A 12,997-nucleotide genomic window follows, 5' to 3' on the forward strand; every position below is an offset into this window, starting at 1 on the left:
CTTGCCGATCCCTTTAGAAAGGGGTCAGCGCCGCGACGTTACGGCCAGTAGCACGCCCCCGAGCACCATCAGCGCCGCCACGACAAGGCGCGATGTCACTGGTTCCGACAAAAGAACCGCTCCACCGGAAATGGCGATCACCGGGACCGTCAATTGCGTGACGGCGGCCGTACTGCCCCGCAGGCTGGGTAGAACCGTGTACCACATGGCATACCCCAAACCGGACGTGACAGCGCCGGCGAGTACCGCCATCGACAGACCAAAGGTACTGGCAACGGCACCTGAGAGCTGATCGGTCAGGCCATAAAGCGCTGCCGCGCCCAAGGCAGCCAGCATTGCCGAGATACAGAAATTGGCTGCAGTCGCCCCCAGCGCATCCGAGGTGCCCCGTCCATTCAGGGAGTAGACACCCCATGCGACCCCGGCAATCGCCATGAGACCGGCATGCCACAGGCTCGGGGATACGGAACTACCGGGCCAAAGGAGCCAGATCAGACCACCGAAAGCGACCGCCGCTCCGAACCAACGTCGCGGAGCGGGCCTCTCGCCACCGATAAGACTGCCTGCGAACATCGTGATCTGGACAAGGCCAAAAAGGATCAGCGCACCTAGGCCCGCATCAAGGCTTTCGTAAGCAAGCGAAAACCCAAAGATGTAGATCAGAAGAGAGGCGACGCCGACGCTGCGCCCTGCCCCGCCAAGAGAGAGCTTTCGATCGCGCAAGAGAACCAGCACTGCCAGCATTGTCGCCCCGGCGAAAAGCCGGACGACGCCGAACACCACCGCGTCGATATCCCCGTTCGCCAGCGCCACACGGTTGAGGATCGAGTTCGATGCGAACGCGATCATGGTCAGGACTGTCAGCAGGACGAGGTTCATGCGATTTGCGTACCGCCGCGCGCGAACAGTTACCAGAACAGAATTTTCTGATCGCCTGCCCGCGTCTTTCCACCAGCTTTGCGAAGAAAGCGGGTTGGCCTTGTGTGACGGTCATCCGCAAAAAAGCAAAGGCGCCCAAAGGCGCCTTTGCTGTTGATCTTGGGTCCGTCCCGAAGGACACGGCCGGGCTGATTACATCATGCCGCCCATGCCGCCCATGTCGGGCATGCCAGCGCCTGCACCTGCGCCCTCTTTCTGCGGCTTGTCTGCAACCATCGCTTCGGTGGTTACGAGAAGGCCAGCAACAGAGGCTGCGTCTTCCAGTGCGGTGCGGACAACTTTGGCCGGGTCGATGACGCCGAACTTGAACATGTCGCCATATTCGTCGGTCTGAGCGTTGTAGCCGAACTTGATGTCTTCGCTTTCGCGGATCTTGCCAGCGACAACGGAACCGTCGACACCTGCGTTCTCTGCGATCTGGCGCAGCGGCGCTTCCAGAGCGCGGCGCACGATGGCAATACCGGCGTTCTGGTCGCTGTTTGCACCTTCGAGACCTGCCAGAGTCTTCGCTGCCTGAACGAGGGCAACACCGCCACCGACAACAATGCCTTCCTGAACGGCGGCACGGGTTGCGTTCAAAGCATCATCAACGCGGTCTTTACGCTCTTTCACTTCGACTTCGGTCATGCCGCCAACGCGGATGACAGCAACACCGCCTGCGAGTTTCGCAACGCGTTCCTGCAGCTTTTCACGGTCGTAGTCGGACGTGGTTTCTTCGATCTGGGTCCGGATCTGGGCAACACGTGCTTCGATCTCGACCTTCTCGCCAGCACCGTCAACGATGGTGGTTTCGTCCTTGGTGATCTGAACTTTCTTGGCATTGCCAAGCATGTCCATTGTCACGTTCTCAAGCTTCATACCGAGGTCTTCGGAAATCACCTGACCGCCGGTCAGGATCGCGATGTCCTGCAGCATGGCTTTACGACGATCGCCGAAGCCCGGTGCTTTCACAGCTGCGATCTTCAGACCGCCGCGCAGCTTGTTGACCACGAGGGTCGCCAGCGCCTCGCCTTCCACGTCTTCCGCGATGATCAGCAGCGGCTTCTGCGACTGGATCACGGACTCGAGCAGCGGAACCATCGGCTGGAGCGAGGAGAGCTTCTTCTCGTGCAGCAGGATCATGCAGTCGTCGAGTTCTGCAGTCATCTTGTCAGCATTGGTGACAAAATACGGGCTCAGGTAGCCACGGTCGAACTGCATACCTTCGACAACATCGGTCTCGGTTTCGAGGCCTTTGTTTTCTTCGACGGTGATCACGCCTTCGTTGCCGACTTTCTGCATCGCGTCTGCGATCTGGCGGCCGATTTCTGCTTCACCGTTGGCGGAGATGGTGCCGACCTGCGCAACTTCGGCGCTGTCGCTGACCGGACGGGCCGCAGCCTTGATCGCTTCGACAACCTTGGAGGTTGCAAGGTCGATGCCGCGCTTGAGGTCCATCGGGTTCATGCCCGCTGCAACCGACTTCATGCCTTCTTTGACGATGGCCTGTGCCAGAACGGTTGCTGTGGTTGTGCCGTCGCCGGCTTCGTCGTTGGTGCGGGAAGCAACTTCCTTCACCATCTGCGCGCCCATGTTCTCGAACTTGTCTTCCAGTTCGATTTCCTTCGCCACGGACACACCGTCCTTGGTGATGCGCGGTGCGCCAAAGGATTTGTCGAGAACGACGTTGCGGCCTTTCGGGCCCAGGGTCACCTTAACCGCGTCGGCCAGGATGTTGACGCCTTTCAGCATGCGCGAACGGGCGTCGGTATTGAATTTCACGTCTTTTGCAGACATCTCGTAGTCTCCACTGATTAGTCAGAGTTTGTGTTTGCGACCAAAACGGGCGTTCAGGCGGCTTTCGCTGCTGCTGCGTCCGTGATGATGCCAAGGATGTCCGACTCCTTCATGATCAGGAGTTCTTCGCCATCGATCGTCACTTCTGTGCCCGACCACTTGCCGAACAGGATCTTGTCGCCTTCTTTAACGGCCATCTCGATGAGCTCGCCACTATCCTTGCGTGCACCTTCGCCACACGCAACAACCATGCCTTCTGCCGGCTTTTCTTTGGCGCTATCGGGAATGATCAGGCCACCAGCAGTTTTTTCATCGCTTTCAACGCGACGGACCAGCACACGGTCATGAAGCGGTTTGAATGCCATCTTCGAGTCTCCTTACTCAAAGGTTTCTGTCAAAGTCCCTCGCTCCCCGAAGGACTGTTGTCACTCACTGTCGTCGAGTGCTAACGCGGCATAGCTAGGGACAGGCGCACAACGAGTCAACACGCTTGTGCGAGATTTTTTGACCGAATTGTCAGCGATATCAGGTGACGTCTCAGTAGCTTGGAGAACGTTCTGCCCAGCCGGCGAAGACTTTTTCCAACGCGACCACAACGTAGTAGAGCAGGATTCCCATCAGCGCCAGCGCGATCAGCACTGCAAACATGAGCGGGTAATCAGAGTTCGTCTTTCCCGAGTCGAACAGCGCGCCAAGTCCCCTGCCATGCGGCGATACAATCTCCATCAGATTGGTGCCAATAAAGGCCAGCGTGACAGCAACCTTCAGCGCACCGAAAAATTCCGGCAGGGTCTTGGGCAGCGCAATCTTCCAGAAAATCGTTGTCTTGGAGGCCCCGAGAGATGCCAGAATATCCCTGTATTCCGGCTCAAGTGTGCTCAGGCCAATAGACACCGAAACGGCAATCGGGAAGAATGAGATCATGAAGGCGATCAGCACCGTGTTGAAGTTGTGGTCGCCAACAAAGAGCAGCGCAACAATCGGCACGACAGTCGCCTTGGGAATGGCGTTGAAACCCACGAGCAGTGGGTAAAGCGCATCGCGCATGGTTCGCGAGAATCCCATGACCATTCCCAGAAGCACGCCGAACGCAATGGCCAGGAGAAGCCCGACGACAGTGCGCCACAGGGTTTGCCATCCCATGACCAAGAACAGTTCCCAATAGCGGGCGTAGGCGGGTGGCAGGTCTGACGGCGAGGCCATGACGTAGTTGGGCCATCCGTTGGCCCAGACCAGGAGTTCCCACAGCAAACCGAAAATCACGATCGCCGCGATCGGCACCAGAACCTGACGAATATTCATTCCGCTGCCTCCGCATCAACCGCACGCCCCTGCGCGATCTGAATCTGATGGCGCAGGATATTCAGCGCCTCTGCGGACTCGGGCGTGTAAAGATGCTCGATGTCCCGCTCGCCGGTCAGGTGAACATCCATGACGTACTGGGTCCTTGCAGGGCGGCCTGACAGGACAATCACCTGATCGGCCAGAAAGATCGACTCGCGAAGGTCATGGGTAATCAACACGCCGGTGAAGGGCTCCTCGGCCTTGACCTTGTGCATGGTCTGCCAGAGGTCTTCGCGCGTGAAGGCATCAAGCGCCCCGAACGGTTCATCAAGGATCAGAACCTCGGGCTGATGCACAATGGCCCGGCACAGCGAAGCCCGCTGGCGCATCCCACCGGACAACTCACTTGGACGCTTCTCTTCGAAGCCCTCGAGTCCGACAAGAGCCAGCAGTTTTCGTGCGCGCTCTTCCTGCTGGCTTTTCGAAAGTTTGGTTGGCACGATTTCGAGCGGCAACATCACGTTCTGTAGGATTGTGCGCCACTCGAGAAGCACCGGATTTTGGAATGCCATTCCGACAGTGGACTTTGGCCCTTTGACCCGTTCGCCGTGCAACCACACCTCTCCGTGATCCGGCTTCATGAGGCCAGCAACGAGCCGGGTCAATGTTGACTTGCCGCAGCCCGAGGGGCCGACAACGGCCGCAAAACCTCCTTCGGGAACGGTCAGGTTCAATCCGTCCAGAACGGGCAAAGGACCGGCTTTGGTCTGGTATGCGTGACGCACGCCTTTGATTTCGATGAGGGCCTCGGACACGTGCGCCACCTTTGATGAACAGGCCACCCGACACAGAGCCGGGTGGCGAAAGGGTTTGTTATTTCAGCATCCGCGCGGACGCGTCGGGCAGGTAGGCGTCGGTGAAATACAGGCTCGCATCAGGTGCGCTCTGGAACTCGTAGGTCTGGGCAAGCTGCTCCAGCGCCTTGGCCATGCGCGCGTCATCAATGCCACCCATGCCGTTTTCCATCACGTAGTCGGTGGCGACGTTGGCATCGACCGCCAACTCCAGACGGCGCTTTTCAAGCTCTGCATCCGCCGCCGGGTTGCGCTCAATCAGGCTCGCAATGGCTGCGTCGGGGTCTGCAATCGCATCTTTCCAACCTGCGGCAACCGCCGTCAGGAAACCCTTGATCAATTCGGGATTGTCCGCAGCGAAGTTGGTATTCGCGATGATCGCGTTGCCATACAGCGCGAGGCCGTAGTCCGCCATCAGTATTGTCGAGATATCTTCCTCGGGCACACCAAGACGGACAAGGTTCAGATAGGACGAGAATGAAAAGCCCGTCACAGCCGCCACGTTGCCCTCTGCAAGCATCGGTTCACGCGTCGGGAAGCCAACGGGCTCGACGGTGATGGCATCGACATCCAGATCGTTGGCAATGGCAAAGGCCGGGAACTGTGCCCACGCGCCGTCGGGGGGCGGTGCACCCAGCACTTTGCCCTCAAGGTCTTTGGGAACTTCAACACCAAGCGATTTGCGCCCGACGATGGCGAATGGCGGCTTGTCATAGACCATCATGATGGCCGTAACCGGCGCGCCGCGGTTCTGGTCAAGAAACTTGATCAGAGAGTTGATGTCCGCAAAGCCCACCGGGAACGCGCCTGTTGCAACTTTCGGGATCGCATCGAGCGACCCCTGCCCGGCCGAGATCTCGACGGACAGACCGGCCTTTTCAAAGTGCCCATTGTCGATGGCAAGGAAGTATGGCGCAGAGGGGCCCTCGAACTTCCAGTCAAGGGCGAAAGGAAAATCAGCCTGTGCAAAGGCGGCTCCCGCCATGCTCAGGGTTGCGGCAATTGCCGCAAGAGTTTGTTTCAACATCAGAGACTCCCAGTTGGTTCCGCGTCAAACTGAGACATCGCCCCGGCAAACGAAACGCAAAGCAGCGTTGCGAAAGGGCGCAGCCTGGTCGGCGCGCTGTTCTTGCACGAATTTGTGACGTTTGCCTCTGATTTAGGCAAGTGTTGGTTTTTGTTGCTTTGGAACACTAGGACGATTTGGAACCAAAGGGCTGTGCAGATCGCGCGTGACGTGTATTCCTAGGAGTATTCTTACCATTTTATTGAGGCCATTCCATGCGCATTCCCCTGATATTTGCCCTTTCCACGGTCGCGTCTTTGGCTGCGGCACAGAATCAGCCAAACACCGTTCTTGTCATGGATGGATCCGGGTCGATGTGGGGTCAGGTCGATGGCGTGGCCAAGATCACCATCGCTCAACAGGTTGTTGGAAACCTGCTTACGGATTTTCCCGCAGAGCAGGGCCTCGGCCTGACGGTCTACGGGCACCGCGAACGCGGAGAGTGTACAGATATCGAAACAGTGGTGCCCCCGTCACCCGGAACGGCGGCGCAGATTTCGAATGCCGTGAACGCGATAAAGCCATTGGGCAAGACGCCGATGACCGACGCCGTAATCGCTGCGGCAGAGGCGCTGCGCTACACCGAAGAAAAAGCGACCGTAATCCTCGTGAGCGACGGCGTCGAAACCTGCAATCCCGACCCCTGCGCAGCAGCGCGTCTTCTTGAGGAGGCCGGGATTGATTTCACCGCGCATGTGATCGGGTTCGATGTTGGATCAGACCCCGAGGCATTGGCCCAGATGCAATGCATTGCAGAGGAAACCGGGGGCCAGTTCCTGACCGCGGACACAGCTGATCAGTTGACGGACGCTCTGACGCAGGTGGCTGTTGCCGAACCGGAACCCGAGCCAGAGCCCGCACTTGTGCCGACCACACTGACTGCTGTGATCGAGGCGACAGAGACGCTGGTTCCGGGTCCGGTGCTGTGGGATCTTTCGGGCGGGACCGATATCATTTTGGATGATGCTCAAGGCAATCCACTCACGCTTGATCTTGCCGAAGGGTCCTACACCGCAACGGCCTACAGCACCGCGCTCGAAACCGAGTTGAGCCGACAGTTCGTCGCCATCGGAGACTCAGCAACTGTCCAGATTGCTTTCCCCGAGCCACAGGAAACGGCCCGCATCATCGCGCCTGCAGAAGCTGTGGCCGGAAGCACAATCGAGGTCGGATGGGACGGTCCGGACGGAAAGGAAGACTATATAGGGATTGGCCTTTCCGACGCCGACGGCGGTGAGCAGTGGCACAACTGGAGCTACACGTCCGAGGGCAATCCGGTATCTCTGTTGGTGCCCCCAACGACCGGACCGCACAAGATCAGATATTTCAAGCGGGACGGCCGCGAAGCTATTGGCGAAGCCGACATCATGGTCACCCCAGCCTCGGCCAGCCTGACGGCCTTGGCCGAGGCCCCCGCGGGGTCCAAGATCAGCGTCGAGTGGACAGGACCAAACTACCACGAGGACTATATCGGTATCGGCAAGGTCGGTGCCGCAGGCGGCGAACGATGGGAGAACTGGGTCTATGTGGAGGCAGGCTCTCCTGTCACACTGACCGTGCCGCCGGAGCCCGGCTCCTATGAAATTACCTATTTCATGCGGCAGAACCGGACGCCGCTGACCACAGTCGCGTTCACCGCCACGGATGTTTCAGCGCGGATCGTTGCGCCGTCCGAGGCCGTGGCAGGCTCGACCATCGAAGTCGGCTGGTCCGGTCCCGACTATAAGGAAGACTACATCGGAATTGGCAGGGTCGACGCCACAGGAGGCGAAAGATGGGAGAACTGGACATACACGTCTGAGGGCAGCCCGCTTGATCTCGTGATGCCGGCTGAACCAGGGGAATACCTGATTACGTATTTTCAACGTCAGGACAGGACACCGCTGGTTTCCGCACCAATCACCCTATCCGCCGTCGCGGCAAGCCTGAGGGCGCCGGAAAAAGCAACTGTCGGCTCTGCGATTCAGGTTGAATGGACCGGTCCCGACTATCACGAGGACTATATCGGTGTTGGCAAGGTCGATGCGACGGGTGGCGAACGGTGGGAAAACTGGTCGTATACGCGTGACGGAAGCCCCCTGAACCTGACGATGCCTGTCACGCCCGGTGAGTATCTGATCACCTATTTCCAAAGGCAGGACCGTACGCCACTTATTTCCATCCCGATCACACTGACTCCGGTCGAAGTCACGCTGAGCGCGCCGAACGAGGCCGTTGCCGGCGCAACGATCAAGGTGGACTGGACCGGCCCTGATTACCACGAGGACTACATCGGGATTGGCAAGATCGACGCGACCGGCGGGGCCCAGTGGCAGAACTGGGCCTATACACGCGACGGGTCACCGGCAGACCTGACCGTACCTCCTGTGCCCGGCTCTTATCTGATCCGCTACTTCCTGAGGCAAGACCGAAGTGCGGTCACCGAGATCCCCATCACTGTGACCGCCGCCGACGCGTCCCTGATCGCTCCATCCGCCGCATCGCCCGGCTCGACGATCGAGATCGGCTGGACCGGCCCGGACTATCATGAGGATTACATTGGTATTGGCCCAGTTGGCGCGACGGGTGGCGCTCAGTGGCAAAGCTGGGCCTACACGCGCGACGGAAATCCGGCGACTCTCACAGTGCCGGAAACACCGGGCGAGTATGTCGTGCAGTATTTCATGCGACAGGACCGGACGGGGATAGCGGAAGTCCCGCTCAAGGTGGAATGACGGGGCGATGACAGGATTGGTAGACAGCTAGCTCAGGCTGTCACCCCAGTCCGTCAAACCCTTATGACCATGCGCTGAGAGGGTATAAACACCCTTTTCCACTTTCTCGAACCACCCGTAGTGATTGTCGCGCATCAAAGTTGTCGCATTTTTCACGCCGGTTGCCTTGGCAACAATCGCGCCCTTCTCTGCCCCGCTTTCGGCAAGATACATCGCGCATCGCAGCGCATCCTGCCGGTAGGCGGTCACAATCCCATGCCGGGTTGCACCACCATCATTCGGATCGCCGGAGAGCCTGTCGAATTCCCGCAGCAGTTTAGCGCGCCTGCCCTTGTTTCGACGCGGAGCATAAGGACCCGGATCACACTGCGCCTCGACCACGCCATCGGCACGCACTGTCAGAAATCCGAGCCCCAGACGACGACACAGTACCCGGTTTTCCCTGAGTGCCCGGCGTGCGTTTCGCCCGGTGGGTTTAAGTATTGCGATATAGACCAGATCAGACAGCGCCAGACGTGCGACCGCCTGATGGTAATGCGTCAGGTTCGGCTTTAGCTTCAACTCAACGATCAACGGCTCCTCGTCGCCGCGCCGGGCAACAAGATCGGCTGCACCCACCTCTCCCTTCACGACGTAACCCTGTGCTTCCAGATAAGCCTTTATGGGAGGGTAGAGATCAGCTTCGCGGTGCATGGCCCATCAATGCGCAACTGCCTTGCTGCTGGCAAGCGCAGGTCCTAGCTTGCTCGAAAACAAGTCCCAAAGGATGCCGCAATGCTGCTTCGCCTTCTGACTCTGCTTTGCTGCCTGACGACGATCCACCCGCTGTGGGCTGCCTGCGCGGGAAACGATCTGCGCGATACGCTGGGACCTCAGGAACAGGCAAAGCTGGACGGGTTGTTGCAGGATGCGCCCTTCACCGAGGGCAACCACTGGATCGCTACCCGCGGGACCAAAACCCTGCATCTGATCGGGACCATGCATCTGTCCGACCCACGCCTAGACGGGCCGGTACAGCGTCTGCGCCCGACAATCGAAAGCGCCGATCTTCTGCTGTTGGAGATGACCGATGCTGATGAAGCACGGCTGCAGGAAAAGATTTCAACCGATCCTGGCCTCCTCATGATGCCGGACACCACCCTGCCCGAACTGCTGAATGAGGAGCAGTGGGACCAGATGTCAGAGGCCCTGAGCGCGCGCGGGATGCCGCCGTTCATGGCTGCGCGGTTCCAACCGTGGTACGTATCAGTTCTTCTGGCAGTCCCGCCTTGTGCGAGTGCCGTCGAACTGGCGGAAGGCGGCATGGATGCCCGGATCGAGGCCATTGCCGCCGAGGCCGGGATTCCCAGGGCGGCGCTGGAGGATGCAGAAACGATTTTTGCCGCCTTCGCCAAACAACCGCGGGACATGCAAGTGAGCATGATGCTCTCGGCATTGGTGGATCCGGCGATCAGCGAAGACCTTTTCGCCACTCTGTTGGCCAGCTATTTCGACGAAGCTCCTGCCGAAGGCTGGGCGGTATCGACCATTCTGGCCGAGCGGTACAGCCCGATTGACGCCGAAGACGCCACCAAGATTTTGGCGACCATGGAACGGGAACTGCTTATCGACCGAAACCACGCCTGGATTCCCGTACTTCTTGACTCGCTGACAGAGAATGACCGCGTGGTGGCCGCGTTCGGCGCGGCCCATCTGCCCGGACGGCATGGCGTACTCGCTCTTCTTGACGCTGAGGGCTTTTCGCTGGAACGCCTACCCTTCTGACGCCGCGCGTCCGTGCACCTGGCTGTCGTCTTTCAAGAGAAGCGCAAGCGCAACGATGGTCATCGCCACACCAACCAGGATGAGGCGCGGAGGAAGACCGTTCCCGAGCGCCATCTCCCAAAGGATCACCCAGCTTGGGGTGAGATAGGTATAGGCCATGACTTTCGCCGATGGGATACGCAGACTTGCATATTGCAGAAGAAGGAAACTGGCAGCGCTGGCAAAAACCGATGTGTAGGCAATCGTGATCCAGACGATGGTCGGCAGACTGGCCCAATCCGTGGACATCAGCGCGGGGGCACCGACGATAAGCAGCAGGAGCGCACCGGCGACCAGCGTCCCGAGGGTGAACACCGCCGGGCGCTCTCCGCGGTTCAGACGGGGCACCAGCGGCGCGTACAACGCGTGGGCAATGCAGCCTATGAAAAAGATCGCTTCACCGCGCCCGATGCCGAAAGCGAGAAACGCCGAGAAATCAGCCCGGAAAATCACCCAAAGCGCGCCAACCGCGCCTATGAAAAGGGCCACCGCGATACGAGGGGTCAGAACCTGACGCAACAGTACCCACCCAAAGCCGGCTGCAATCAGCGGCGTGAGGGTGAACACTGCTGACATCGACACCGGCGCGCCGGTTTTCAGACCTTCGAACATCAGCACGAAATACGATGTCATGAACAACGCGAGCATGAGGTACCGCCACGGCGCCCGCAGCGCCTGACGCGGCACACCCCCGGTCGCCCTCACCAGCACGCCCAAGATGAGCGCCGCCACGACGAACCGCACGGCGTTCAAGGCCTCTGGTGCAATGTGGGGAGCGGCCCTGGAACCGAGTGAGAATGACCCGGCCACCAATGCCGAAAAGACCAGCATCGCCAGATGACCGCGTTTTGCTTCCGTCATATCAAGCCGTTTGCGGGTCGAAGGTTGTGACCGCCGCCTTGAGGTGCGAGAGCAGTGCCTGCACTTTCGCAGTACGGTGCAGATCAACATGGGTCACCAGCCAGATCTGCGGTGCCCATTCTTCCTTTGGCGGCAGGACTTCGATCAGGTCAGGATCACTCGAACCGAGGGTCACCGGCATGAACCCGATTCCCGCACCACTGCGCACAGCAGAGATCATGCTGTTTGTGTCCGTTGCCCGGAACACGACACGGTCATAAGGCACTTTCGACCGAAGCCACTGTTGAAACGGCGCACGCCCCTCGGGGTTGTCATGGCCGACAAAGACATGGTTCACGAGGTCGTCCTCGTCTTTGGGCAAACCGTGCAGGTCAGCGTAACTGCGCGCTGCGTAAAAGCCGACCCGCAGCTTCATCAATGGTTGCACTACGTTGTCTGGCTCATCCGGTGCCGATCCGGCGCGCACTGCGACATGCGCCTCGCCATATTCGAGGCGGAAGACCCTCGCGTCGGTCAGGTAGCGAACGACAACGTCGGGGTATTCTGCTTTGAACCCCGTCAGTACGGGCACCAGAAAATCAGACAGTTCAACAATTGACGTGACCATGAGTTCGCCACTCACTTCGGAGCCACGCCCACGAATACGACCGACCAGCTGTTGCAGTTGGTCTTCGGTCGTCTGCGCGACCCGCGCAAGGTCTTGGCCGGACTCCGTGGGAGTGTATCCCCGCGCATGACGCTGAAACAGCTTCACCCCAAGTCGCGCTTCCAGAGCATCGATATGCCGGATCACCGTCGCGTGATGCACGCCGAGTACTTCGGCTGCGCCGCTGACGGTACCCTGGCGCGCAACCTGATACGCGGTACGCACCTCATCCCAATGTTCCATATTCCCCTGCCCTTCTGTGCAACAGTTCACACGACATGCGCATTTCCATCTATTTTGTGCGCGTAGGCAAGTCATATCTAGGGGTAACGAGACAACATTTCCGTGAATGGAGACCCGAATGACAAATACCGTACTTCGCATTGACGCATCCGCCCGCCACGATGGTTCTGAAAGCCGCGCCCTGACGCAGCGGATTCTGGACCGACTTCAGCCAGAACGCGTGATCCATCGCGATCTGGCGAAGGCAATTCCGACAATTGACGGCGATTGGCTTGCTGCCAACTGGACGCCTGAGGATCAGCGCACCGAAGCCCAACGCGAAACTCTGGCCCTGTCGGATACTCTGATCGATGAAATCAAAGCCGCAGACACGCTGGTTATCGGCTCACCGATCTACAATTTCGGCATTCCGGCCACTCTGAAGGCATGGGTGGACCAGATTGCCCGCGCTGGGATCACTTTCAAGTACACCGAAGCCGGCCCCCAAGGCCTGCTGGCCGGCAAGCGTGCGATTGTCGCGATCACCTCCGGCGGAACGCAGGTTGGATCCGAGATCGACTTCGCCAGTGGTTATCTGCGCCACGTGCTGGGTTTCGTCGGCATCACCGATGTGCAGTTCGTGGCTGCGGACCAGTTGATGGTCGATGCTGACGCGTCGCACGCCAAGGCAAACGCAGCGCTCGAAGCCCTTGCTGCCTGAGCCTTTTTGGCGCGCGGGTTGACTCTGCGCGCCATTTTGCCCTAAACGCCTCCCAATTCCGGGAAGTCTGACTTTCCGGTCCCTTGGACGCAGTCCGGGATCGCCCCCCAC

At 59.4% G+C, this 12,997-nt stretch carries 12 protein-coding genes; 3 read left to right on the plus strand and 9 right to left on the minus strand.

Going from position 1 to position 12,997, the window contains the following annotated elements; all coding sequences use genetic code 11:
* Nucleotides 1-24: 24 nt before the first annotated feature.
* The 6 genes from MGEO_RS00675 to MGEO_RS00700 form a co-directional block, all read right to left on the minus strand.
* Entirely contained in the window at nucleotides 25-879 is an 855-nt protein-coding gene (locus MGEO_RS00675; protein ID WP_085634768.1) for a DMT family transporter, read from the minus strand.
* A gap of 192 nt (nucleotides 880-1,071) precedes the next feature.
* On the minus strand, nucleotides 1,072-2,715 hold the full coding sequence (gene groL, locus MGEO_RS00680) for a chaperonin GroEL (RefSeq protein ID WP_085634769.1): 1,644 nt from the start codon (nucleotides 2,713-2,715) through the stop codon (nucleotides 1,072-1,074).
* 53 nt (nucleotides 2,716-2,768) lie between these two features.
* A complete protein-coding gene (locus tag MGEO_RS00685) occupies nucleotides 2,769-3,080 on the minus strand; it encodes a co-chaperone GroES (protein ID WP_085634770.1) in 312 nt (103 codons plus the stop codon).
* A 172-nt stretch (nucleotides 3,081-3,252) separates the two neighbouring features.
* Complete coding sequence (locus MGEO_RS00690; protein WP_085634771.1) at nucleotides 3,253-4,017, minus strand: ABC transporter permease; 765 nt, start codon at nucleotides 4,015-4,017, stop codon at nucleotides 3,253-3,255.
* Entirely contained in the window at nucleotides 4,014-4,814 is an 801-nt protein-coding gene (locus tag MGEO_RS00695) for an ABC transporter ATP-binding protein (protein WP_085634772.1), read from the minus strand. Before MGEO_RS00695 ends, MGEO_RS00690 begins: the two co-directional genes overlap by 4 nt.
* Nucleotides 4,815-4,872: 58 nt before the next feature.
* The gene (locus MGEO_RS00700) at nucleotides 4,873-5,880 is read right to left on the minus strand and encodes an ABC transporter substrate-binding protein (protein ID WP_085634773.1); all 1,008 of its coding nucleotides are present in this window, start codon (nucleotides 5,878-5,880) and stop codon (nucleotides 4,873-4,875) included.
* Nucleotides 5,881-6,134: 254 nt separating this feature from the next.
* Between MGEO_RS00700 and MGEO_RS00705 the strand changes: the two genes are divergently transcribed.
* Entirely contained in the window at nucleotides 6,135-8,633 is a 2,499-nt protein-coding gene (locus tag MGEO_RS00705; protein WP_085634774.1) for a vWA domain-containing protein, read from the plus strand.
* A 27-nt stretch (nucleotides 8,634-8,660) separates the two neighbouring features.
* On the opposite strand, the gene MGEO_RS00710 is transcribed toward MGEO_RS00705, so the two are convergent.
* Nucleotides 8,661-9,326, minus strand: coding sequence for a DUF2161 domain-containing phosphodiesterase (locus MGEO_RS00710; protein ID WP_085634775.1), 666 nt, complete (start codon nucleotides 9,324-9,326; stop codon nucleotides 8,661-8,663).
* 81 nt (nucleotides 9,327-9,407) lie between these two features.
* On the opposite strand from MGEO_RS00710, the gene MGEO_RS00715 reads away from it, so the two are divergent.
* Nucleotides 9,408-10,397 carry a TraB/GumN family protein gene (locus MGEO_RS00715; protein WP_085634776.1) on the plus strand — a complete coding sequence of 330 codons (990 nt, stop codon included), beginning with the start codon at nucleotides 9,408-9,410 and terminating at the stop codon, nucleotides 10,395-10,397.
* Here the strand turns inward: MGEO_RS00715 and MGEO_RS00720 are convergent.
* Both MGEO_RS00720 and MGEO_RS00725 read right to left on the minus strand, forming a co-directional pair.
* The gene (locus tag MGEO_RS00720; RefSeq protein ID WP_085634777.1) at nucleotides 10,386-11,297 is read right to left on the minus strand and encodes a DMT family transporter; all 912 of its coding nucleotides are present in this window, start codon (nucleotides 11,295-11,297) and stop codon (nucleotides 10,386-10,388) included. The two genes, MGEO_RS00715 and MGEO_RS00720, sit on opposite strands and share 12 nt — an antisense overlap.
* 1 nt (nucleotide 11,298) lies before the next feature.
* A complete protein-coding gene (locus MGEO_RS00725) occupies nucleotides 11,299-12,186 on the minus strand; it encodes a LysR family transcriptional regulator (RefSeq protein WP_085634778.1) in 888 nt (295 codons plus the stop codon).
* A 118-nt stretch (nucleotides 12,187-12,304) separates the two neighbouring features.
* Here MGEO_RS00725 and MGEO_RS00730 point away from each other — a divergent pair, with 118 nt between their 5' ends.
* A complete protein-coding gene (locus tag MGEO_RS00730; protein WP_085635226.1) occupies nucleotides 12,305-12,886 on the plus strand; it encodes an FMN-dependent NADH-azoreductase in 582 nt (193 codons plus the stop codon).
* Nucleotides 12,887-12,997: the final 111 nt, after the last annotated feature.

Source organism: Marivita geojedonensis (assembly GCF_002115805.1).
Lineage (GTDB): Bacteria > Pseudomonadota > Alphaproteobacteria > Rhodobacterales > Rhodobacteraceae > Marivita > Marivita geojedonensis.

What these genes read in the sequence shown, in the direction of transcription:
- MGEO_RS00675 (WP_085634768.1), bottom strand. Translation starts at nt 879, where the DNA reads ATGAACCTCGTCCTGCTGACAGTCCTGACCATGATCGCGTTCGCATCG.
- groL (WP_085634769.1), bottom strand. Translation starts at nt 2,715, where the DNA reads ATGTCTGCAAAAGACGTGAAATTCAATACCGACGCCCGTTCGCGCATG.
- MGEO_RS00685 (WP_085634770.1), bottom strand. Translation starts at nt 3,080, where the DNA reads ATGGCATTCAAACCGCTTCATGACCGTGTGCTGGTCCGTCGCGTTGAA.
- MGEO_RS00690 (WP_085634771.1), bottom strand. Translation starts at nt 4,017, where the DNA reads ATGAATATTCGTCAGGTTCTGGTGCCGATCGCGGCGATCGTGATTTTC.
- MGEO_RS00700 (WP_085634773.1), bottom strand. Translation starts at nt 5,880, where the DNA reads ATGTTGAAACAAACTCTTGCGGCAATTGCCGCAACCCTGAGCATGGCG.
- MGEO_RS00705 (WP_085634774.1), top strand. Translation starts at nt 6,135, where the DNA reads ATGCGCATTCCCCTGATATTTGCCCTTTCCACGGTCGCGTCTTTGGCT.
- MGEO_RS00710 (WP_085634775.1), bottom strand. Translation starts at nt 9,326, where the DNA reads ATGCACCGCGAAGCTGATCTCTACCCTCCCATAAAGGCTTATCTGGAA.
- MGEO_RS00715 (WP_085634776.1), top strand. Translation starts at nt 9,408, where the DNA reads ATGCTGCTTCGCCTTCTGACTCTGCTTTGCTGCCTGACGACGATCCAC.
- MGEO_RS00720 (WP_085634777.1), bottom strand. Translation starts at nt 11,297, where the DNA reads ATGACGGAAGCAAAACGCGGTCATCTGGCGATGCTGGTCTTTTCGGCA.
- MGEO_RS00725 (WP_085634778.1), bottom strand. Translation starts at nt 12,186, where the DNA reads ATGGAACATTGGGATGAGGTGCGTACCGCGTATCAGGTTGCGCGCCAG.
- MGEO_RS00730 (WP_085635226.1), top strand. Translation starts at nt 12,305, where the DNA reads ATGACAAATACCGTACTTCGCATTGACGCATCCGCCCGCCACGATGGT.